Source organism: Streptomyces milbemycinicus, from assembly GCF_002154605.1.
Classification (GTDB): domain Bacteria; phylum Actinomycetota; class Actinomycetes; order Streptomycetales; family Streptomycetaceae; genus Streptomyces; species Streptomyces milbemycinicus.
Genome location: NZ_MUNE01000504.1, coordinates 1 through 18696 on the forward strand (window position 1 = coordinate 1; position 18696 = coordinate 18696).

Sequence of the window (18696 nt, forward strand, 5' to 3'; positions counted from 1 at the left end):
GCCCGGCCCCCACGGCTACCCCGCGTGGCCCCCGGCGCACCAGCCGCCGTACCCGCAGGGCCAGCGGTGACGTTCCCGCCGTCCATCTGCACTCCCTGGGGAACGTAAGGGCGGGGTATAGAAGGCACAAAGCACGAACCCCGCAGGTGAGCCATGGAGGCCGGTTCCGTTCCGAGCTGTTCGTCAGTCAGAGAGCCCCGCGGCAGCTTGATGGATGTGTTCCGCGGATGGCAGATGCACTCTCCCAACCTTCGTGGCTGGGGAGAGTTCGATCGCGCTGAACTCAAAGCGCGGAAGTACATCGGCGAGTAGCTGCTCCGGACGTGTCTTTCGTCCCGCGCTCTCTCCTTGCCGGAACTTCTTATTCCCCACGCGCAAACTGACCACCTTGCGGCCAACCCATGCATCCACGCGGAAGAGTGCGTCAGCCAAGGGTTGCACGCGCAGATCGATGCCCATGGCTCTTAGACGCACGACCGTGTAGATCTCTCTCAAGAAACTGTAATAGGCGTTGCCTACCCTCCAGCGCACTGCATCCCGCACCAGTCTCTCGGGCGTCCCCGAGTTCACGACCTCCCGCATCTTGGCCTTGGCAGGTTCTCCCAGCATGCGCAGCCCCAACTGATCTCCGCATGCATAGTCACGGAAGTCTCAATATGAGGGCAATTTACCTATTTGCCCCATGCGCACATGGAGCGCATGCATGAAAGCGAAGCCAGAGCGCCAGTCCACGATGGCCGCAACCCTTTCACCGTCTTCACGCCTGACCTGCCCCAGGGCATGCTCCGTGGGGCTGCAAACAGCCTCGACGTCGGCAGCAGTCAGTTGATACACCAGCTGGACCCTGTGCGCCTCAACGGCTGGCACAACATCTGCACGACGAGGATCACGTTTCCAATTTGCATAGATTGCCTGTGTTTACGGAGATGCACAGAACTGCCGCGGAATGTCGCCGGATGACGTCTCGGTCACAGTGCAGCTCTCATGTGGACAGGCAACTCATGGCCATAGAACGCTAGTTGCCCCGCAGGGCACCTTGTCAGCTGTTTTCAGCCAACTAGCGAGGTCACGGCAAGTAGCCAAACATGTCTTTCTGGTAAACACAGGAGCGGTGCCTGGCTACGGCGCTGTGTCGCGATGCAGAAGGAGACGAGACTTGCAGCTCTTTGACCTGCCCGGTCCTCATCAGGGCGTCTGCGACGACCCTGAGTTGATGCTTGTCCGACAGAAGCTGCTGACACTCGATCCCGACGGTCAGAGGTTCGCGAAAGTACTGCGGGACACCATCGACCAACTCCTCGACGGCGAACACACAGGCCGCTTCGACTGGCGTGATCTGCATAAGACGGAGAAGACACACGCCGGCACACTCGTGGAGATCAACCTGCAACGTGAGTTCGGGTTCAGCGGCGGCCAGGACATGGACTATCTCATCGAGGGGATCGAGGTCGACTGCAAGTTCTCGCAGAGGCTGTACGGATGGATGATCCCGCCCGAAGCCCTCGGTGAAATCTGTCTCGTTGTATGGGCTGACGACCAGCAGAGTCAGTGGAGTGCGGGACTCCTCCGCGCCGACCGGGAAAAGCTCACGACCAATGGCGCAATCACTAAAAAGGGAAACCGCGATGGAAAGTTCCACCTGACAAAGCAGCACCACTCTCTGGTCACCTGGCTATGGGACAAGCAGCCACTCCAAGAGAATTTGCTACTCCACATCGACGAGGTGACCCGGCAAGCTATTCTTAGCGCTGGCACCAACTCTCGCAGGGGTCCCGGCCAAGCGCGGGTTTCCGAGCTCTTCCGGCTAGCGCAGCAACGGCGTATCAGCCGGACTGTGGTACGCACGCTGGCTCAGCAGAAGGACTACATGAAGCGGGTGCGCTACAACGGTGGAGCCCGTACTGCACTCCGCTCTGAAGGCATCGTGATCTTTGGCGACTATCCCAACCACCAAGCTGCGGCGCGTGCACTCGACATCCCGATTCCACGGGAGGGAGAGTTCGTCAGCGCACGGGTCACGAAGGCACAGCCCCACCATGAGGGCCGCACCCGCGCATTCTTGGATGGCGACTACTGGGTGGTTGCTGACGGCAACGATCCAGCCGAGGAGGCGCCCCTGCTCCCCGAGACAAGGAAGGCGCAGGACTGAGTAAAGTCGGCATCGGAGGCATACGCAGATGACAGAGACGTCTTGGATTCCGCCGGACGGGTCGTGGGCATCGTCAGAATCCCGGCGCCGGAACATGCAGGCTATCCGGAGCCGCGACACCAAACCGGAATGGCTCATCCGGCGCCTGGTGCATGCCCAGGGGCTGCGCTACCGCGTGTCCGCAAAGCCCTTGCCCGACCTTCGCCGGACGGCTGACATGGTCTTCCGCCCGGCGAAGGTCGCAGTGTTCATCGATGGCTGCTACTGGCACGGCTGCCCCGAGCACTATGTGCCGCCGAAGACCAATCCCGGCTACTGGTCCGGCAAAGTCGCCAAGAACATCGCACGTGATCGGGACACTGATCAGCGCCTCACAGAGGCTGGCTGGACCGTGCTCCGTTTCTGGGAGCACGAGTCAGCTAACAGCTGCGCACTCGCGATCGGCGCCACGGTCACCAGACTCCGGCCCAAGGGGAGCTGAGGGGGCCGGGATCTCGAACAGCGCGTCGGCCTGAGAGGCAGCGAGGGCCTTCGTCCCCTTTTCGAGCGCATCAATGATCTGCTGGCCAACTGCTTGAGCAACCGGCGGCGGGAAGGCATTGCCAACCTGGCGGTATGCAGCCGTCTTACGCCCCGCGAACTTCCAACTCTCCGGGAAACCTTGGATGGTCGCTGCCTGGCGCACGGTGAGCTTCGGGCCGCGCGCACCGAAAAGATCACGCTCGGGGTCCTTGAGATCTTCGGGATCGTTCGCAACGCCCATGCCGCACACTCCGAGCTTGCGCCAAGCTTCCTTCGCACGGCTAGGCCCAAGATCAGCGCCACCGTGCTTTTTGGAGCCACCGACGAGAGTCGGTGCAACGGTTCCCTTCTCGGCTTCCTTGAGCCAACGCTCGTAGAAGATCTCCCAGCGTGGGTCGCCACTGTCTTCGAATCTTTTACGCATAGAGGGGGCCAACGCCTGCGCCACCGTTACGAGGGCACCCTCTTCCGGATCCGTCCACTGGAAGTGTTGCGCGTATTCCTCACGCATTGCCACGAGGATGGCGCGGGGACGCAGCTGCGGCACTCCGTAGTCGCACGCTTCCAAGACCTTCCAGTAACACATCACGTAACCCGCATCATGCAGGCGACGCGCGATCTCTTCCTCGCGATAGCGGCGGAACTTTTCAGGCGGCTCTAGCAGCCCTCGAACGTTCTCGATCATCACAGCCTTGGGGAGCAGAGTCTCCACCATGCTGAGCATGGTGGGGAACAGGTCGCGCTCGTCATCCTCGCCGAGCTGCTTACCAGCAGCTGAGAACGGCGGGCAAGGCACCCCTCCTGCGAGCAGGTCCAGCTCGCCGGGATTCAAGCTCAGTTCCCCCACGTCGAACTTTGTGAGGTCCCTTTTGAGGACCTTGCAGTCACCCCACTCCGGGTTGCCTGTCACGTTCAATTCGAGCGTTTCACAGGCGTTGTCATCGATCTCAATAAGGGCCAAGTGCCGGAACCCCGCCTCATGCAGACCAACCGCCTGGCCTCCAGCACCGGCACAGATCTCTACCGAGGTGAACCTGGACTCAGTGCGAGCCATGCACCCTCCTTCCAATACAGCAGACACTCTTTGCAATCTGCCTCTCACAGAGGGTGACAGACCCCACTGACAACGCGCTCCCAAGTGTGCAGCACCCGCCACTGTGCCCCCTGCACCTCCGCAAGCCACAGCGAACACTCATACGATATTGCCCATGCGAAGCCCCTCGTGGACCCGGGACGAACTGTTGCTCGCCTGTGCACTCGTGGTGGAGAACGGCTGGCGTGAGCTGCGCGAAAACGATGCGCGCACGCACAGCCTCTCTACGCTTCTCCGCTCGCTCCCTCTGCACGGCGACGCTGTCCACGACGTGCCAAGCTTCCGATCCACCGGCAGCGTCAGCCGCAAGACGACCGACCTGGCCACAAACCACCCCTCCTACACAGGGAAGCCCACCCGATGTGGACGGCTGGACAAAGAGGTGATCAGCGATTTCATCGCCCGCCCAGCCGAGATGGTCAATGCAGCAAAGGCGATCATGGAGGGCATCAGCTCCGGGGAGCTGACTCGAATACCCGAGCAGCCGGACGAGGTGGCTGAGGACGGCGCCACATCCCCGGAAGGCCGGCTCCTCGCACGCTGGACGATCTCCCGAGAGCGGGACCCCAGACTCCGCCGACGCAAGATCGAGAGAGTTCGACGCCTTGGCCAGCCGCTGCAGTGCGAAGTCTGCAGGTTCCATTTTGGCCGCTTCTACGGACGACTCGGCGAGGGCTACATCGAAGTGCACCACGTGCTGCCCCTCCACATATCCGGGCCGCGAGAGACCCAACTCGACGACCTCGCCTTGCTGTGCTCCAACTGCCATCGCATGTGCCACAGAGGCCATCTCGGCGAATCATGGCGCACGCCAGCCGCCCTCAGGGCGGAGATGGAAAGAACCGCTAAGTAGCCTCGCGTCCATGCTGGGGCGAATGAGGTCATCGCAAGGACTTAGGTACGGCCTCGAAGTGCATCTGAGCACGGTCCAAGATGTCGTCGGGATCCTGCCCGTGCGCACGAAACCAGTGGAGTAGGTCAGCGATCATTGCGATGGCCGCTTCTTGGCCGAGAGCAAGCCCCAGTTGCGCCGAAGGGTTCCTCCACGCCACCGACCCGCCGTAGAGGGCTAGTAGAACCTCGGCACGGTCAACTTCGGGTCCCCCCAGGTGGGCATCGGCCTCGCGCAGTTCCGTGGCGATCTCGCACCAGGTCGTCTTGCCGGCATCGGTCGGCATCACGCCCCATCGGTCCGTCACCGCCACTACCAAGGCCAGCCCTCGACCGGACTCGGACGTGGTCGTCGCGCCCAGGAGTGTGGGCAAGGCGCTGCGGTCCGGGTCATGGATCTCGATGCGCAGGTAGGTGCCGTTCATGGAGACGGCCATCGTCGTGGGTGTGCCGGCGCCGACGTGGACGATGACGTTCGTGACAAGCTCGCTGACACAGATCAGCGCAGCATCGATGACATTGGGCAGGCCCCAGCGCGTCAGGTGCGTGCGCATGCTGCGGCGGAGAGCGGGGACTTCACCAGGTTCCGCCAGGAAGGGAAGGTGCCACGCCTTCCTCGGCATGCAGTGCTCGATGGCCATTCTCAACCCCTCGCGGTTGCGTTGCCTTGCAGCGGTCACCTGCAGCAATCGCTTGGTGGCCGAATGATTACTCCGTGTGAGAGCATGGCACCGCGCATCTCGCCGTGCAATGTGCACGAAGGGATTCGCTCGAATGGGTGACTGACGGGTCCTACTCGCCCGACAAGACTGAACGTTCGTTGATACACGAGGAGTTCATGTGCCCGGATCACCTACTGCCCGACGTCGCCGCTTGGCCATCGAGCTGAAGAAGCTGCGTGAGGAACACCAGCTCACCTGCAACCAGGTGGGCAAGGAACTGGACTGGAGTGGGTCCAAGGTCAACCGCCTGGAGACCGGCCAGGGCCGTGTTCAGCCATCGGACATCGATGCCCTCTGCCGTTTCTACGGAACATCCGACGAGCTACGCGAACTCCTCAAAGAGCTCGCCAAACAGTCCAAGACGCGGGGGTGGTGGCACGCGTACGGGAACGCCGTACCCTCATGGTTTTCGGTCTACGTCGGGCTGGAGCAGGCTGCCTCCGGGCTGCGGACGTACGAGTGCGAGTTCGTGCCTGGCCTGCTTCAGACGGCCGACTACGCACGGGAACTCCACCTCGCCACGCCAGGCCAGGACTCTGATGATGTTGAGCGCATGATCACCGTACGGATGGAGCGGCAGGCTCTGCTGACGAGCGCTGCGCCTCTCGAACTGTGGGCGATCGTGCACGAGAGCGTGTTGCGGCACGCCATCGGCAGCGCCAAGATCATGCGCGCGCAGTTCGAGCGCATGCTGGACGTGGCGCAGTTGAAGAACGTCACACTCCAGGTACTGCCGTTCGACGCCGGCAGCTACCCCGCTGTTGCCGCATTCACGATCTTGGGGTTTCCGGATCAGGAGGATCCCGACATGGTGTATCGCGACGGCCTGACAGACGCGGTGTATCTGGAGAGTCCGGAAGAGATCGCCCTCTACGGCAAGGCGTTTGACAATCTACGCGCTCTGTCCTTGAGTCCTCAGCGGTCGAGTGACCTGATCAGACAAGCGGCACAAGGACTCTGTTGATGACCGATATATCGCCTCTCCAGTGGCGGAAGAGCAGCTACAGCAATGGAAGCGGGGGCAACTGCGTCGAGATGGCCAGTCTGGCGAGTGGAGGGGCTTCCGTACGGGACTCGAAGGACCCGGACCGGGCCGTGCTCATGTTCTCGGCCCGCGCATGGGGGGACTTCGTCGCGGTTGTGCGGCGCAGGCAGCCCTGACGTTCCGCTGGGGTCCGAGCGGGCGTGAGCATTCTGGCCGCCACCTGTATCACCCTGGAGGAGGCCGCAACACGTGGGGCGAATTCGTCACGAGGCCCTCGGCGGTGATCCCGAAGGGGCAGGACGGCAGGTTCAAGGCACACTCCCGGGAAGCGTCGTTCAGCGGCGTGGAGTACACCTCCAGCAACTGTGGTCCGCCGACTGCTCGGCCCGCTCGGTCACGGCCGCTTTCCCGCCCGGCAGTCTGCCGATCTCGATCGGCGTCCGTAGCGCGCTTGCCCCACTCCGGCTCGATCAGCAAAGCCAGCCAACCCGCGGCGGCCTCAGCCAGCTCCTCCAGCGGCCGACAGGCATTCCCCAACCACGCCGCCCGCCGGCCTTGAGGCGCTTGCCCTTTACCAGACAGTGCAGCATCGCCTCCAGGTCGGCAGCGTCTCCTTCGCGAGCCGCCGCAGGCGACGCACAGGAGGAGGACGACATGGTGTTCACCCGGCCGGACTGCCGACCGCTCGGCCCACGCGCCGGCTGGAGCTCAAGGATGCTGTTGACGGAAGCCCGCATTGGCGACCGCCGCCTGTACGGGGGCATCCGCCACACCTCTGGCACTTGGCTGCTAGGTGCTTGACGGCCTGGTGCCTCCGGCGGACGCCGGAGGCACCAGGCCGTCGTCAAGCGCCGAAGTACCGCGCAAGCAGCACCTGGACAACGATTCCGCCGCCGGCAAAGGCGGCCCCCTTGAGCACCTGGACAATCAGGGCCCAACGAAGGAAATGGAAGCGGCGACGTATCTTTGCCCCGGAGGGGGAGATCGGCTTGACCTTGCCCACGGCGCCGCGACGACGCAACCGGGCAGCCCGGATCTTCCTGGCAAAGTATGCCAGGACAGCCTTACTATCCAAGATGGATCTCCTTGTTAGTCGACCTGACAGGACGTTCCCGCAGGGGAGGGCCGGCCGCGGTTTGCCGACCTCTTTGACCGGACCTCCCCTGCTGCCGCGCAGGAGGCGCCCGGCAGCAGTCATCGAGTGCGGAATAAGGCATAACAAACACACCCCTGTGCTCCAGAATCCACTTTCCCGGCTTATTGCACAAAATACGCGGGAAATCCTAGCGATTATCACTGAAGGCGATCATAATTTTCACCGAGTCCCTTCCAGCGGATTCCGCGGCGCGGAGAATAATTTCCATCTCCTGCCTCATTCCTGCGCTCGCCAGGGCGCTGGCGGCGGCGCCGATTTCCTCCTCCTGCAGCGTCGCCCCCAAACTCCACAGGAGATTGGCCTGGTCGGCGAGAGGCAGTACCACTAGACGCTCAGGAAGAGCTGACTCCTGCTGAGGGGCATCCCGCTGGCGGCACCCCGTCGGCGAACCGTTGCGCCGGTCCCCTGCTTCGGCAGTCGAGCTAGAGCCTGTCGACGGCGCTGGAGCGTTGCGCCGGTCCCCCTTTCCCTCACTGCAGACGCAGCCACCGCGACAGCGGCGGCAAGTCGACTTCCGAGCAGCCTGCAGCAGCCCCTCAAGTTCCGCGAAACTACAGGTCAAGGGAGGTTCCCCCGCGCGAGACGCCCCTTCAGCGGCTCGGTCGTACAGCTCTTTCAGCGCCTCCAGAGCGGGAAGCCGCCGCCCGCAGAGCCAGTGGGATAAAAGAGACGGTGAGATCGCCAGCAGCCGGGCCTTCACCTCCATGGTGGCGCCGGGCTCGACGTAGGGGATGAGGCCTTTGAGTGCGCAGGCAAACACCTGCACCTCCTCCGTGGCCCCCGGTACGCAGGTACTGCTGATGGACCCAAGCGACGGCATGCCAAACGAACCCCTTCGGTCGCCCAATACTGCCCTCGGACACTGAAAACCGAGAGAACCCTATCCCGCTGGAGCACGCCTCGGGCATGGTTCGCCGCAATTTCCTCGCTACATCTCGGGTAAAGAAGCCAGCAATCACAAACACCGACATAAGCGGAGGAAAGGTATCTTTACAAGCCTTCAAGCGGGCACCCTTAAGTAAAGATCCCTAATTTCTGGAATAGTCGCACCCGGCCGTGCTAATAATGACTGTCTGCAGTCGACTGCCCAGTCAGCGGTACCCCCACCTCCCAACGGAGGCCCCCTGCGAATGGAGCCACCATGCCGTCCTGGCAGGATGCCGGCCTCGGAACCATGAAGCGCGTCGCCCTGTGGCTCGTCTCCGAGATCGGCGAAGGAAACACGTTCACCAAGGAACAGTTGCGCGAGGCGTTCCCCGGGGTCTCCCAGGTGGACCGCCGGATGCGCGATCTCAGGGACTTCGGCTGGACGATCCACACCAACAGGGAAGATGCAGGGCTGGACTCCCACGAGCAGCGCTTCGTGAAGCCTGGCGACCCCGTCTGGGAACCCGGCCGTGCCACCCGTAAGACCGGCACGACGGCGATCGGAGCCGGCCGTCGGCGTGAAGTCCTGTCCAGAGACGGGAACATGTGCCGGTCATGTGGCATCACCCCCGGTGACATCTATGCCGACACGCAGGAGGCAGCCCAGCTGGATATCGCCCGCAGGGATGTGGTCAAGCCTGACGGAAGCAAAGCCACCGAGCTGGTCACCGAGTGCAAGCGGTGCAGGGTAGGCGGCACGTCTCTGACCGCAGACCTTGGCAAGGTCCTCAAAGAAGCTGCCAGCCTCAACCCAATCGAGCGCAAGGTACTGTCCGACTGGATAGCAGCCGACCGGCGCCAGTTCAGCCGCCTGGAGCAGATTTGGAGCGACTACCGCTCCCTGCCGGAGGATTCGCGGGCACAGCTCCGTGCGGAGCTGGGACTCGACTGAGTCCGGCGGACTCACGAAGCGCCCCCGGGTGCGAACGCGAACGAAAGCAGGAGCTATTACATGGCCAAGGGCTACGGACTCCCCCCGGACGCCGAGGAGAACCGCGATCTCGTCCGGTCCCGGCTGGACGAGATCGCGGCCGGCGACGGTCCCCGCGAGACGTTCACTGTCGAATGGCGCGGGGCCCCTGAGCACTTGGAAGTCATCCAAATGGCAGTGGGGAACCTCTACTACAATCCGGCGACCCACCGTATCCGCGCGCAGTCCAGCCATGAACCGAAACGGGCCGCGAGGCTTGCGGACGATCCCTGGAGCGCGGACAGCCAGGAATATCTGGACCATCTTCTGCAGGCGCTTCCCGCGAACCCGGCCCGGACCGACCCCGAGTTCGATGAGCTAGTCGCGAGCCTAAAAGAGTACGGGCAGACCGAACCAGGGCTGATCACCCACGAAGGCATCCTCGCAAACGGGAACACCCGCCGCGCGGCGCTGATGCAGTTGTACGGCCCCAACCACACCATGCGTGTCGCCGTGCTCCCCCCTTCGTGCAGCTGGCAGGACATCGCCGCGATCGAGCTGTCTCTGCAGCTGCGGAAGGAGCACCGGCGGGACTACTCGTACATCAACCGGTTGCTCGCTGTACAGGAGCTCGTGGAGCAGGGGACGCCTCTCGCCGTCATTGCTGCCACATTCCGTACAACCGCGGATCGCTGTCGGCAGGACCAGTGGGTCCTCGCCCGCATCGAGTCCCTGATCCAGCGCAGCGAGGCCGCGGGCGAGCGGCTCTCGCTGGTCGCCTTCGAGGAACAGGCGGAGAAGTTCCGCGAACTGCACCGCGCGTACATCAAGCAGCATGCCGTCAATCCCGAGAAGGCGGAGCTGCTGCTGGAGAACCGACTGGCAGCCATGCTTCTGGGGTTCGCCAAGACCGATGTCCGATTCATCGAGCACGACTTCCGCGACCGCTATCTCGCCAAGGTCCTGCCAACCAGAGAAACTGCACCCGAAGCGTCGCAGAGTGTAACCATCCCCGGATTGGGACGGGCGGTGAAGGGTCCATCCGCCGCGCTTAGCGCGGCCAAGGCCCTGACGGACGCCGTCCTGCACGCGAAGGCCGTCAGTCAGCTAGGCAGCACAGCCCCTCAAGAGATCACCGCAGAAGCACAAAAGGAGATCGAGAAACTCCACAAGGCGATGGACGAGGCCATCTCCGACGCTGGCCGGCAAGCCCGCATCAAGAAGCGGAAGCAGGCAGCACCAGCCCGCTTGGCCGACGCCGGACGCGACATCGAGCAGTGCGTCACCGACCTCGTAATGTCCAGGGCCTCCCGGAGCTTGGACGAGGAGGCGTTCGACGATGCGATCACCGACCTTCGGCAGAACCTGGAGAAACTCGCGATCGAGGTGAAGCGCACCGTGCAGCAGCCTGGCGACGGAGTGACCTGGCTCCTCGAAGTGTTCGGGAAGGCGCACTAGGTGGTCGAGCCCAATCTAACAATCGGCTTCGACGTCACCCGCACGCAAGCCGCGTTGAGGACTGTGCCCGAGTGCCGCAGCGCACTCGGGCAGATGGTTGCGAACTTCCCCAATGGCCGGATGACCGACAAGCTGTCAGCTGCCATCCCATTGGACAGCTTTCTGGCCAGCATCAGCGCTCTGGGATCCTGGCCCCAGCCTGAAGGCGTCGTCTGGGAGGACGACTTCCGCCTCTTGGTCGAGGAGATGCTCGACACAGCGGACACCGCCGAGCGCCTCCTCAGCGGTACACCCGACGGGGACGCCGTGGAGCCAGATGCTCTGCCGGCCATGCTGGGTGAGGACTGGACAGGTCTTTTGACCTCATTCCAGAAGCGCGACATCGCCCGCCTCCTGTCCATCGGGCACGGGGCCAACTTCAGTGTCCCTGGCGCCGGCAAGACGCGCGTCTCCCTTGCCGTTTTCTCTGCCCTCCGCACACGCGGAACGGTTGCGCGCATGCTTGTGGTGAGCCCCAAGTCCGCCTATGACGCATGGCAGGAGGAACCCCGGCAGTGCTTCACCTCCGCACTGGACGTGGAGATACTCGACAAGGTGGTGCCGTCCTCGGCCGACGTCCTTCTCGTCAACTACGAGCGTCTAGAACGTGCTCTCAACGCGCTATCCCAGTGGTTGAATGCAGCCCCGACGATGCTGGTCCTCGACGAGGCGCACCGCATGAAGCTCGGCGGGGCCGGGGTGTACGGCGCTGCCTGCATGGCGCTGGGCCCGCTCAGCCGCGTCCGAATGATTCTCAGCGGGACCCCAGCGCCCAACGGCCCAAAGGATTTGGAGAACCTGCTCTCTTTCGTCTGGCCAGGGCATGGGCGGCGGGTGGTCACCCAGGCCGTCGACGGCGGTGACCTAGCACACGCTAGCCAGGTGCTGCGTCCCTTGTACACCAGAACGACCAAGGTGGAACTGGGCCTCCCGCCAGTAGATGTGCGGATTCGCCGCCTCCCCATGCCGCCGCTGCACCGTGAGATCTACGATGCCCTGAAAGGCCGTTTCTCACCGCGGGCAGAGGTGGATAAGACCAACTTCGAGGCGCTCGGCAAGGCCGCGCTACGACTGCTGATGGCAGCCACCAGCCCAGCGCTGCTTGTCGCAGGCTCCACCCGCCACGAGCCACTGCATTTCCGGGTCCCGCCACTAGAAATTCCAGAAGGGCATCCTCTGTCGGCGCTGCTCCGACAGCTTCCCGACTACGAGCTGTCACCCAAGTACCAAGAGGCCCTCTCCATCGTTTCCGCCAACGCAGCCCGTGGACGCAAGACCCTGGTGTGGACAAGCTTCGTCCGCAGCATCACCTCGCTCCAAGCACTGCTGGCACCGTTCCAACCTGCTGCCGTACACGGGGGAACGCCCGACCGGGCAGCGGAGTTGCACCGGTTCCGAGATGACCGGGACTGCGCTGTCCTGATCTCCAACCCGGCAACTCTCGGCGAAGGAATCAGCCTCCACCAGGTGTGCCACGACGCCGTCTATGTAGACCGCGACTTCCAGGCAGGCCGATACCTGCAGAGCCTCGACCGCATCCACCGTCTCGGCCTCGCCCCGGACACGAAGACGCGGATAACCGTCCTCGCAGCCCAGGGGAGCGTCGACGACATTGTCGCCATGCGGTTGGCGAAGAAGCTGGACTTCATGGGGCGCATCCTCGACGACCCCGAGGTCCAGCAACTGGGCGACCCGGAAGAAGAAGTGCCAATGGCCGCGGGGATGAACGCCGCCGACGTGAGGGCTCTCCTGGAGCACCTAGGGGCAGAGACGGCGTAACGCCGACGGCGGCCATCCCCAAGGGGCAGGACGGCGGGTTCAAGGCCCAGTCGCAGGAGGCATCTTTCAGTGGGGAGGGATTCGTGGAGTACACCTCCAGCAATTGTGACGAGAGCTGGCGCAACCAGCACACCATCACCCTCAACTTCAACGTCCCGCCCGTGGGGACGAACACGTACGCCGCCGATGGCAGCGGGGCCTTCGAGTCCCGGCTCTCCGGCGGGAGCGGGGCTCAGGCCGTACTCATGTGGGGCCTGAGCAAGCGCTAAGCGGATTCGTCCCCGTACGGTGCGGATGCCGAGCCGAGGAGTCGGCGGAGCGCGGTCGGCGTGTGGTGCAGGTGTTCGCGGATGGTGCGGGTCATGTGGGCCTGGTCGGCGAAGCCGAGGTCGGTGGCCAGGTTGGCGAGGCTGGGTTCGCCTTGGGTGAGGCGGTCCATGGCCTGGCCGACGCGGACGCGGTTGCGGTAGCGGGTGAGTGAGACCCCCATCTCTTGGGAGAAGACGCGGCTCAGCCGGTAGGGGGAGACTTTGAGGTGTCGGGCCAGTGAGCACAGGTCCGCCGTCTGTGAAGCATCCTCGGTGATTGCCTCACGGGCGGCTGCGACCAGGGCACGGTCGGCGGGTTTCGGCCGCTCGGCTGGTTTGCCGGCGGCTGCTGCGACGAGGCGGAGCAGTTCTTCCGTCAGTGCGTAGTCGATGTCGCCGCCGGCGGCGGCTGCGAGCAGGCGTCGGTGGGCAAGGTCGATACGCGCGTCCACGTAGACGCTCTTACCGCCCGCGCGCCCTTCCCAGAGCCGGGGTGTGAAGGTGAGGGAGGTGCAGGTGTCACCGCCGGCGGGATGCGCGAAGCGCTCCTCCTCGACCGGGGTGCCCAGGTATCCGACCGTCGGGTCCAGATCGACATCTGTTCCGTCGGCCGACCGCCGGAATCTGCCACGCCGTACGAGCACCATGCGGTGATCGTCGCGGGCCTCCGGTGCCGACCACCGAGTGTGGTCGGAGCGGCAAACCACCGTGGCCACGGCAAACTCGGGCCGGGCGGCAAGGGTTACGGCTGACAACACGCCGCAGACCCTACGTCAGGGGTACGACACCGATCCGGGTACCGAGAGGCCGCAAGGATCTTCAAGACCCTCGACCCGACGCACGCCGATGCTGGGCGGGTAAGCCACGACACCGAGGAGTCATCGGCATGACCGTCCACGCGGACCTCACCGCGATCGTCATCGACTGCTCCGCCCCGAAGGAACTCGCCGAGTTCTACCACCACCTCACCGGCTGGGAGATCAGCCACAGCGACGACGACTACGCCTGCCTGGGCAACGGCTCGTTGCAGCTCACCTTTTCGCGGGTCACGGACTACCGCGGGCCCGCCTGGCCCGACACTGCCCCGCATGCCCACCTCGACTTCCAGGTCAGCGACCCCGAGGCCACGGCGAAGGAGCTGGTCGCGCTCGGCGCGAGCAAACCCGACTTCCAGCCCGGCGATGGCCAGTGGACTGTCCTCGCCGACCCCGAAGGACACCCCTTCTGCATCTCCGCAGCCTGACCAGGAGTCACCCATGGCCTCCATTCACAAGGAATTCGTCGTCGACGCCACGCCCGACGCCGTCTGGGACGTGCTCAGCGACTACGGGGCGGTGCATGAACGCCTCGCGCCCGGCTTCGTCACCGATACGCACCTGAGCTCGGACACCCGTACGGTCACCTTCTCCGACGGCACGATCGTCCACGAGCGACTCGTCGACCTCGATCACGAGGCCAGACGCGTCGCCTACACCGTGGTCGGCGGAAGCCTCCACCCTGCCCATCACCACGCCTCGATGCAGGCCCTCGCCGAAGCCGGTGGCCGGACCAGATTTGTCTGGCACACCGACGTCCTCCCCGACACCCTTGCGGCCCCGATCGCGGAGTTCGTGGAACAGGGCTCGGTGGTCATGCGCCAGGCCCTGGAAGGGGGCATGGGAACAACGACGGGCTGAAGTCGCCGTATCCAGCCGTGCCGGCGATCGCGCGCGCCGTCACCAGCCCGCACCGGGGCACTCCACGCCCGTGGTGCGGGCCGCACGGCCCGCCCCGCCCGGTCGGCAGGAGCGCAGGCGCAGAAGATCCCCATCAGGTCGGCGTTGAGCCCATGCAGGCGCGGCGTTGTCGGTCATAACGTCGCTGTGGCGTGAAGTCCACCGCGTCCCACTGCGTCCCACTGCGTCCAGTACGAAGCTGCCGCCGGTCCTGCGCCCGGTCGGTGGCCTGCTGGGCTCCCTGGGCTCGCCACCCCTCCCGGGACTGTCCCTGTGGAACCTGAGCAAGCGCCGGCTGCCCGCGTTTCGGGGCGCTGCCGCGCGGCGACGGTGAGCTGGCGGCCCGCCTTCGCCGCGGCTGCGCGCCGGTGGTTCCGTCCACGTGTTTCACCAGCAGTTGGTCACCACTTCGGGAGGCACCCTCACCGCGCTGTGGTCGATGTTCGCGAGAAGTGACAGCACCGGACCCGAGCACTCGACGGCCCACCGGGGTCCCGCCGACGCGCATGTTCGGGACGGGCCTGGCAGGCGATGATCCGGGCTGTTGGCACCGATACCCTGCGCACTGTGACCAACTCGTATGGGGCTCTTGACGATGCCGGGGTTGCGATAGCTGCGGCACGTGCTGGTGCGGAGGTCGTACGCACCATGTACGGCCGGCGGCTCACCCGCATCGACAAGGGCGCTGGGGACTTCGCCACCACCGCCGATGTTGAGGCCGAGAAGTCGATCATCAGCGTCATCCATGCCGCTCGGCCCGATGACGCTGTGCTCGGCGAAGAGGGCGGGCAGCAGGGTGCTGCGGAGGCTGCGCGCCAGTGGCTGGTGGACCCCTTGTGCGGCACGCTGAACTACGCCGTCGGCAACATGCTGGTGGCCGTCAACGTGGCGTTGCGCGGCGGTGCGGCGGCGGTGGCCGACCCGTTCAGCGGCGAGGTCTTTTTCACCAACGGTGAGACCGCCTGGGTGCGGCAGGACGGCGCCGATGCCCAGCTGGCGCCGACGCCCGCCACCCAGCTCGTGGATGTCAACCTGGACCCGCCTTTCCCCAGCGGGCCGACGTTCCGGACCGTGGACCTGCTGGCCCACCCCGGGTTCGTGGAACGGTTCCGGCCCCGGGTCGTCTCCACGACGCTCGCGTTGGCCTGGGTCGCTGCCGGCAAACGCGCCGCGTACGTCACCGACGGCGGCGACCTGTCCGGGAGCGTACATTTCACCGCCGGCATCGCTCTGTGCCAGGCCGCCGGCTGCATGGTCACGGGAATCGACGGCGCCCCGGTCGGACACGCGGGCCGTGGACTCGTCGTGGCCGCCGACCTCGAAACCCACCAACTGCTGATGTCGATGATTCGCACCGGAAGCCGGCACCACGCCTGAAAGGCCGCCCCGCGCCGGCGTCATCGGGTCGGCGCTCCCGCGCAGCACCAGCGCTGCCCTTTTCCGCGGACAGAGCCACGCCGGCCTGTGAACCTGTGAGCCTGTGGGATGCGCAGCGCGGTTATGGCCCCGCTGAGGGTGAGCGCGCGGCGCCACACCTCACGGCTGGGCACCGGCTCCTCGGTCCGCGGTGCGGGCCAGGGCTTGTTACCGGGTGCTGGTGAGGAGCGGCGGGCCGGGGATGACGAGGGGAACATCGTCGAGATGTACATCCAGCACGAGGGTTATGTGGATTGAGGGAAGGCCCTCGACGCCGGGGTGCGGGCCGCTGGGTGACCGCCGGGTGGGGGAAGCGGCTGTGTCGGTCCGACGGTGGTTCGGTCGGAGTGGGCATCGTGGTGGCACCTGTGCCGAGAGGAGAAGGCCGCCATGAGGACACTGACGCGTTGGGCCGCAGCCGTGGTGATGGGGGCGGTGGTCGGTGTGCTCGCCGTGTCCGCTTCCGCGCAGGCCGTTGGCGTTGGCGGGGTACGGGGTGATGGTGAGGGTGACGAGACGAGCCGCGGGCTTCAGGTTCGTATGCACAATGCGACGGGGTGCCGGCTCACGCGGACCGACTACGGACTGACGTCGGGGCAATTCGTCGCCCGGCCCCCGGCGACGCTCAGCAAGGGGCAGGACGGTGTGTTCGAGGCGCGGTCGCGGGAGGGGTCGCTCAAGGGGGTCGCGGGCAGGGTCGAGTACACGGCCGACAACTGCGATGCGAGCTGGCGTGACGGTCACACGATCCGGCTGACCTTTGGCGTTGCGTACAACGGGATGAACAGCTTCAACACTGACGGCGGCGGGGCCTTCGGCACCAGGCTGTCCGGCGGGAGCGGGAATCACGCCGTGCTCAGCTGGGGTGTGGGGAGGTTCTAACCGGAGGTTCCAGCCCTCCCCCGGTGTCTACGTGCGCGGGCTCAGCCCCTCCGTCACCAGCGTCAGCAGCCTGTCGACCTCGGCCGCGCCGCTGGGGTGGTGCTCCGTCGCCAGGGCGATGCCGGTGACCACGGTCAGCAGGTCGGCGGCGGTCGCGTCCGCCCGTACGGCGCCCGCGGCGGCGGCGCGGCGGACCAGGGGGTCGGCGGCGGTGGCGAGGTAGGTGAAGCAGTGTTCGGCGTCGTCGGGGGATTCGGCGATGGTCAGGGATGCCGCCATGCCGCGTGCGGAGGCGACGTAGTGGGCGAGGGCGCGCAGCCATTCCAGCAGCGCGGTCCGGGGGTCGTCCTTCGTGGCCAGGTCCGTGGCGAGGGCGCACAGGGCTTCGATCCGCTGGTGGAAGACCGCGCTCAGCAGGGCTTGCCGGTTGGGGAAGTGCCGGCGCAGGGTCGCCGATCCCACCTGGGCGGTGCGGGCGACCTGTTCCAGGGAGACCTCCGCGCCGTGGACGGCGACCTCCGCCTCCGCGGCGGCGAGGAGGCGTGCGTAGTTGCGGCGGGCGTCGGCGCGCTGGGGGCGGGCTTGGGTGTGGGCTTGCGTGTGGGCTTGCGTGTGGGACACGTCGTGCACGTCGTCACCTTTGACCTTTTTGACCTTTGACCTTTGCGTAAATGGCGGACCCCTCCGTATCGTATCCGGCAGACAAACGGAGGACCCCGCCGTTTAGGGAGGCCGCAGCATGTCCACTGCACCCATACTCGTCACCGGCGTCACCGGAAAACAGGGCGGCGCCACCGCTCGGGCCCTGCTCGCGCAAGGTGTGCCGGTACGCGCGCTCGTCCGTGACCCCGACAGCGCCCCGGCCCGGGCCGTACAGGCGCTCGGGGCGCAACTCGTCGTCGGCGATCTGCGCGATCGCGACGCCGTACGGCGCGCCGTGGACGGCGCGCGCGGCGTCTTCTCGGTGCAGATGCCGGACCTGACCGACTTACTGGGCGACACGGAGTGGGTGTGCGGGCGCAACCTGATCGACGCGGCGGCCGAGGCGGGCGTCGAGCACCTTGTCCACACCTCGGTCTGCGGCGCCGGACAGCACCGTGAGACACCCGGCTGGGGCGACGAGCGCTGGAAGACCATGGAGCACGTCTTCGAGACCAAGGCCGCGCTCCAGGACCGGGGGCGTGACGCGGGATTCCGGTACTGGACGCTCCTCAAGCCGACCTTCTTCATGGAGAACTTCCTCGTACCCGGTTTCATCTTCAGCCCCGACGGCCGCCGGCTGGTGTCCCTCATCAAGCCCGACACCGTGTTGCAGCTCATCGCCGTCCAGGACATCGGCAACGCCGCGGCGGCCGCGTTCGCCGACCCGGAGCGGTTCAACGGCGTGGAGCTGGAACTCTCCGGCGACGAGCTGACCATGACCGAGATCGCCGCCGTACTCTCCCGCGCCAGTGGAACCGAACTGACCGCTCCGGACATGACAGCGGAGGAGGCGCTGGCCGCCGGGATGCCGGAGTTCGCCGTCGGGCACGAGTGGCTGAACCTCGTGGACGAGCCCGCATCGCCGCGGTACGCCCGGGCGCTCGGGCTGCGGGTGACCGGCTTCGCGGAGTGGGCCACGGAGCACGGGGCCGCGCTGCCCCCGGCCCGGCAGGCGGCCCAACAGGAAGCCCCGTAGACGCACGGCAGTAAGCCCGGGAGGCAGCCCCCGGAGGCCTGGCCCGCCCCGCGCCGCCCCTGTCTC

21 protein-coding genes are annotated in these 18696 nt (G+C 65.7%); 15 read left to right on the forward strand and 6 right to left on the reverse strand.

Annotated features, from left to right (window positions below):
- Positions 1–183: 183 nt before the first annotated feature.
- Positions 184–621 carry a hypothetical protein gene (locus CCN51_RS54550; RefSeq protein WP_143675987.1) on the reverse strand — a complete coding sequence of 146 codons (438 nt, stop codon included), beginning with the start codon at positions 619–621 and terminating at the stop codon, positions 184–186.
- A gap of 535 nt (positions 622–1156) precedes the next feature.
- Here CCN51_RS54550 and CCN51_RS35660 point away from each other — a divergent pair.
- On the forward strand, positions 1157–2149 hold the full coding sequence (locus tag CCN51_RS35660; RefSeq protein WP_014178355.1) for a NaeI family type II restriction endonuclease: 993 nt from the start codon (positions 1157–1159) through the stop codon (positions 2147–2149).
- Positions 2150–2177: 28 nt separating this feature from the next.
- Positions 2178–2630: a very short patch repair endonuclease gene (locus tag CCN51_RS35665; RefSeq protein WP_014178354.1), complete on the forward strand. Its 453-nt coding sequence runs from the start codon at positions 2178–2180 to the stop codon at positions 2628–2630.
- Here the strand turns inward: CCN51_RS35665 and CCN51_RS35670 are convergent.
- Entirely contained in the window at positions 2565–3725 is a 1161-nt protein-coding gene (locus CCN51_RS35670; RefSeq protein ID WP_014178353.1) for a DNA cytosine methyltransferase, read from the reverse strand. The genes CCN51_RS35665 and CCN51_RS35670 overlap by 66 nt on opposite strands.
- A gap of 154 nt (positions 3726–3879) precedes the next feature.
- Between CCN51_RS35670 and CCN51_RS35675 the strand changes: the two genes are divergently transcribed.
- Positions 3880–4617: an HNH endonuclease gene (locus CCN51_RS35675; protein ID WP_014178352.1), complete on the forward strand. Its 738-nt coding sequence runs from the start codon at positions 3880–3882 to the stop codon at positions 4615–4617.
- A gap of 28 nt (positions 4618–4645) precedes the next feature.
- Here the strand turns inward: CCN51_RS35675 and CCN51_RS35680 are convergent, their stop codons facing one another.
- On the reverse strand, positions 4646–5296 hold the full coding sequence (locus CCN51_RS35680; protein WP_014178351.1) for an ATP-binding protein: 651 nt from the start codon (positions 5294–5296) through the stop codon (positions 4646–4648).
- Positions 5297–5528: 232 nt separating this feature from the next.
- Between CCN51_RS35680 and CCN51_RS35685 the strand changes: the two genes are divergently transcribed.
- Positions 5529–6341 carry a helix-turn-helix domain-containing protein gene (locus CCN51_RS35685; protein ID WP_014178350.1) on the forward strand — a complete coding sequence of 271 codons (813 nt, stop codon included), beginning with the start codon at positions 5529–5531 and terminating at the stop codon, positions 6339–6341.
- The gene (locus CCN51_RS35690; RefSeq protein WP_014178349.1) at positions 6341–6538 is read left to right on the forward strand and encodes a DUF397 domain-containing protein; all 198 of its coding nucleotides are present in this window, start codon (positions 6341–6343) and stop codon (positions 6536–6538) included. Before CCN51_RS35685 ends, CCN51_RS35690 begins: the two co-directional genes overlap by 1 nt.
- A gap of 668 nt (positions 6539–7206) precedes the next feature.
- Here CCN51_RS35690 and CCN51_RS35695 read toward each other — a convergent pair.
- Positions 7207–7437 (reverse strand): hypothetical protein, encoded by a 231-nt coding sequence (locus tag CCN51_RS35695; RefSeq protein ID WP_014178348.1) that lies wholly within the window; start codon positions 7435–7437, stop codon positions 7207–7209.
- Positions 7438–8659: 1222 nt separating this feature from the next.
- Here CCN51_RS35695 and CCN51_RS35705 point away from each other — a divergent pair.
- The 4 genes from CCN51_RS35705 to CCN51_RS35720 all read left to right on the forward strand — a co-directional run bounded on the left by CCN51_RS35705 (position 8660) and on the right by CCN51_RS35720 (position 12900).
- Positions 8660–9337: a hypothetical protein gene (locus CCN51_RS35705; protein ID WP_014178346.1), complete on the forward strand. Its 678-nt coding sequence runs from the start codon at positions 8660–8662 to the stop codon at positions 9335–9337.
- A 60-nt stretch (positions 9338–9397) separates the two neighbouring features.
- On the forward strand, positions 9398–10813 hold the full coding sequence (locus CCN51_RS35710) for a ParB/RepB/Spo0J family partition protein (protein ID WP_014178345.1): 1416 nt from the start codon (positions 9398–9400) through the stop codon (positions 10811–10813).
- A complete protein-coding gene (locus CCN51_RS35715; protein ID WP_014178344.1) occupies positions 10814–12631 on the forward strand; it encodes a DEAD/DEAH box helicase in 1818 nt (605 codons plus the stop codon). It abuts the gene before it with no gap.
- A gap of 83 nt (positions 12632–12714) precedes the next feature.
- Positions 12715–12900, forward strand: coding sequence for a hypothetical protein (locus CCN51_RS35720; RefSeq protein WP_014178343.1), 186 nt, complete (start codon positions 12715–12717; stop codon positions 12898–12900).
- Here CCN51_RS35720 and CCN51_RS35725 read toward each other — a convergent pair.
- Positions 12897–13697 (reverse strand): helix-turn-helix domain-containing protein, encoded by an 801-nt coding sequence (locus tag CCN51_RS35725; protein WP_043487347.1) that lies wholly within the window; start codon positions 13695–13697, stop codon positions 12897–12899. The two genes, CCN51_RS35720 and CCN51_RS35725, sit on opposite strands and share 4 nt — an antisense overlap.
- 128 nt (positions 13698–13825) lie before the next feature.
- Between CCN51_RS35725 and CCN51_RS35730 the strand changes: the two genes are divergently transcribed.
- The 5 genes from CCN51_RS35730 (at position 13826) to CCN51_RS35750 (ending at position 16952) form a co-directional block, all read left to right on the forward strand.
- Complete coding sequence (locus tag CCN51_RS35730) at positions 13826–14182, forward strand: VOC family protein (RefSeq protein WP_014178341.1); 357 nt, start codon at positions 13826–13828, stop codon at positions 14180–14182.
- A 13-nt stretch (positions 14183–14195) separates the two neighbouring features.
- Positions 14196–14615 carry an SRPBCC family protein gene (locus CCN51_RS35735; protein ID WP_014178340.1) on the forward strand — a complete coding sequence of 140 codons (420 nt, stop codon included), beginning with the start codon at positions 14196–14198 and terminating at the stop codon, positions 14613–14615.
- 606 nt (positions 14616–15221) lie between these two features.
- Positions 15222–16031 (forward strand): inositol monophosphatase family protein, encoded by an 810-nt coding sequence (locus tag CCN51_RS35740; protein WP_043487346.1) that lies wholly within the window; start codon positions 15222–15224, stop codon positions 16029–16031.
- Between the two features lie 108 nt (positions 16032–16139).
- Complete coding sequence (locus CCN51_RS35745; RefSeq protein WP_014178338.1) at positions 16140–16328, forward strand: hypothetical protein; 189 nt, start codon at positions 16140–16142, stop codon at positions 16326–16328.
- Positions 16329–16460: 132 nt separating this feature from the next.
- Complete coding sequence (locus CCN51_RS35750; protein WP_014178337.1) at positions 16461–16952, forward strand: hypothetical protein; 492 nt, start codon at positions 16461–16463, stop codon at positions 16950–16952.
- Between the two features lie 27 nt (positions 16953–16979).
- On the opposite strand, the gene CCN51_RS35755 is transcribed toward CCN51_RS35750, so the two are convergent.
- On the reverse strand, positions 16980–17582 hold the full coding sequence (locus tag CCN51_RS35755) for a TetR/AcrR family transcriptional regulator (RefSeq protein WP_014178336.1): 603 nt from the start codon (positions 17580–17582) through the stop codon (positions 16980–16982).
- Positions 17583–17691: 109 nt separating this feature from the next.
- Here CCN51_RS35755 and CCN51_RS35760 point away from each other — a divergent pair, with 109 nt between their 5' ends.
- On the forward strand, positions 17692–18630 hold the full coding sequence (locus tag CCN51_RS35760) for an NmrA/HSCARG family protein (RefSeq protein ID WP_014178335.1): 939 nt from the start codon (positions 17692–17694) through the stop codon (positions 18628–18630).
- Positions 18631–18696: the final 66 nt, after the last annotated feature.

What these genes read in the sequence shown, in the direction of transcription:
- CCN51_RS35665 (WP_014178354.1), top strand. Translation starts at nt 2,178, where the DNA reads ATGACAGAGACGTCTTGGATTCCGCCGGACGGGTCGTGGGCATCGTCA.
- CCN51_RS35670 (WP_014178353.1), bottom strand. Translation starts at nt 3,725, where the DNA reads ATGGCTCGCACTGAGTCCAGGTTCACCTCGGTAGAGATCTGTGCCGGT.
- CCN51_RS35675 (WP_014178352.1), top strand. Translation starts at nt 3,880, where the DNA reads ATGCGAAGCCCCTCGTGGACCCGGGACGAACTGTTGCTCGCCTGTGCA.
- CCN51_RS35680 (WP_014178351.1), bottom strand. Translation starts at nt 5,296, where the DNA reads ATGGCCATCGAGCACTGCATGCCGAGGAAGGCGTGGCACCTTCCCTTC.
- CCN51_RS35690 (WP_014178349.1), top strand. Translation starts at nt 6,341, where the DNA reads ATGACCGATATATCGCCTCTCCAGTGGCGGAAGAGCAGCTACAGCAAT.
- CCN51_RS35705 (WP_014178346.1), top strand. Translation starts at nt 8,660, where the DNA reads ATGCCGTCCTGGCAGGATGCCGGCCTCGGAACCATGAAGCGCGTCGCC.
- CCN51_RS35710 (WP_014178345.1), top strand. Translation starts at nt 9,398, where the DNA reads ATGGCCAAGGGCTACGGACTCCCCCCGGACGCCGAGGAGAACCGCGAT.
- CCN51_RS35730 (WP_014178341.1), top strand. Translation starts at nt 13,826, where the DNA reads ATGACCGTCCACGCGGACCTCACCGCGATCGTCATCGACTGCTCCGCC.
- CCN51_RS35735 (WP_014178340.1), top strand. Translation starts at nt 14,196, where the DNA reads ATGGCCTCCATTCACAAGGAATTCGTCGTCGACGCCACGCCCGACGCC.
- CCN51_RS35745 (WP_014178338.1), top strand. Translation starts at nt 16,140, where the DNA reads ATGCGCAGCGCGGTTATGGCCCCGCTGAGGGTGAGCGCGCGGCGCCAC.
- CCN51_RS35750 (WP_014178337.1), top strand. Translation starts at nt 16,461, where the DNA reads ATGAGGACACTGACGCGTTGGGCCGCAGCCGTGGTGATGGGGGCGGTG.
- CCN51_RS35760 (WP_014178335.1), top strand. Translation starts at nt 17,692, where the DNA reads ATGTCCACTGCACCCATACTCGTCACCGGCGTCACCGGAAAACAGGGC.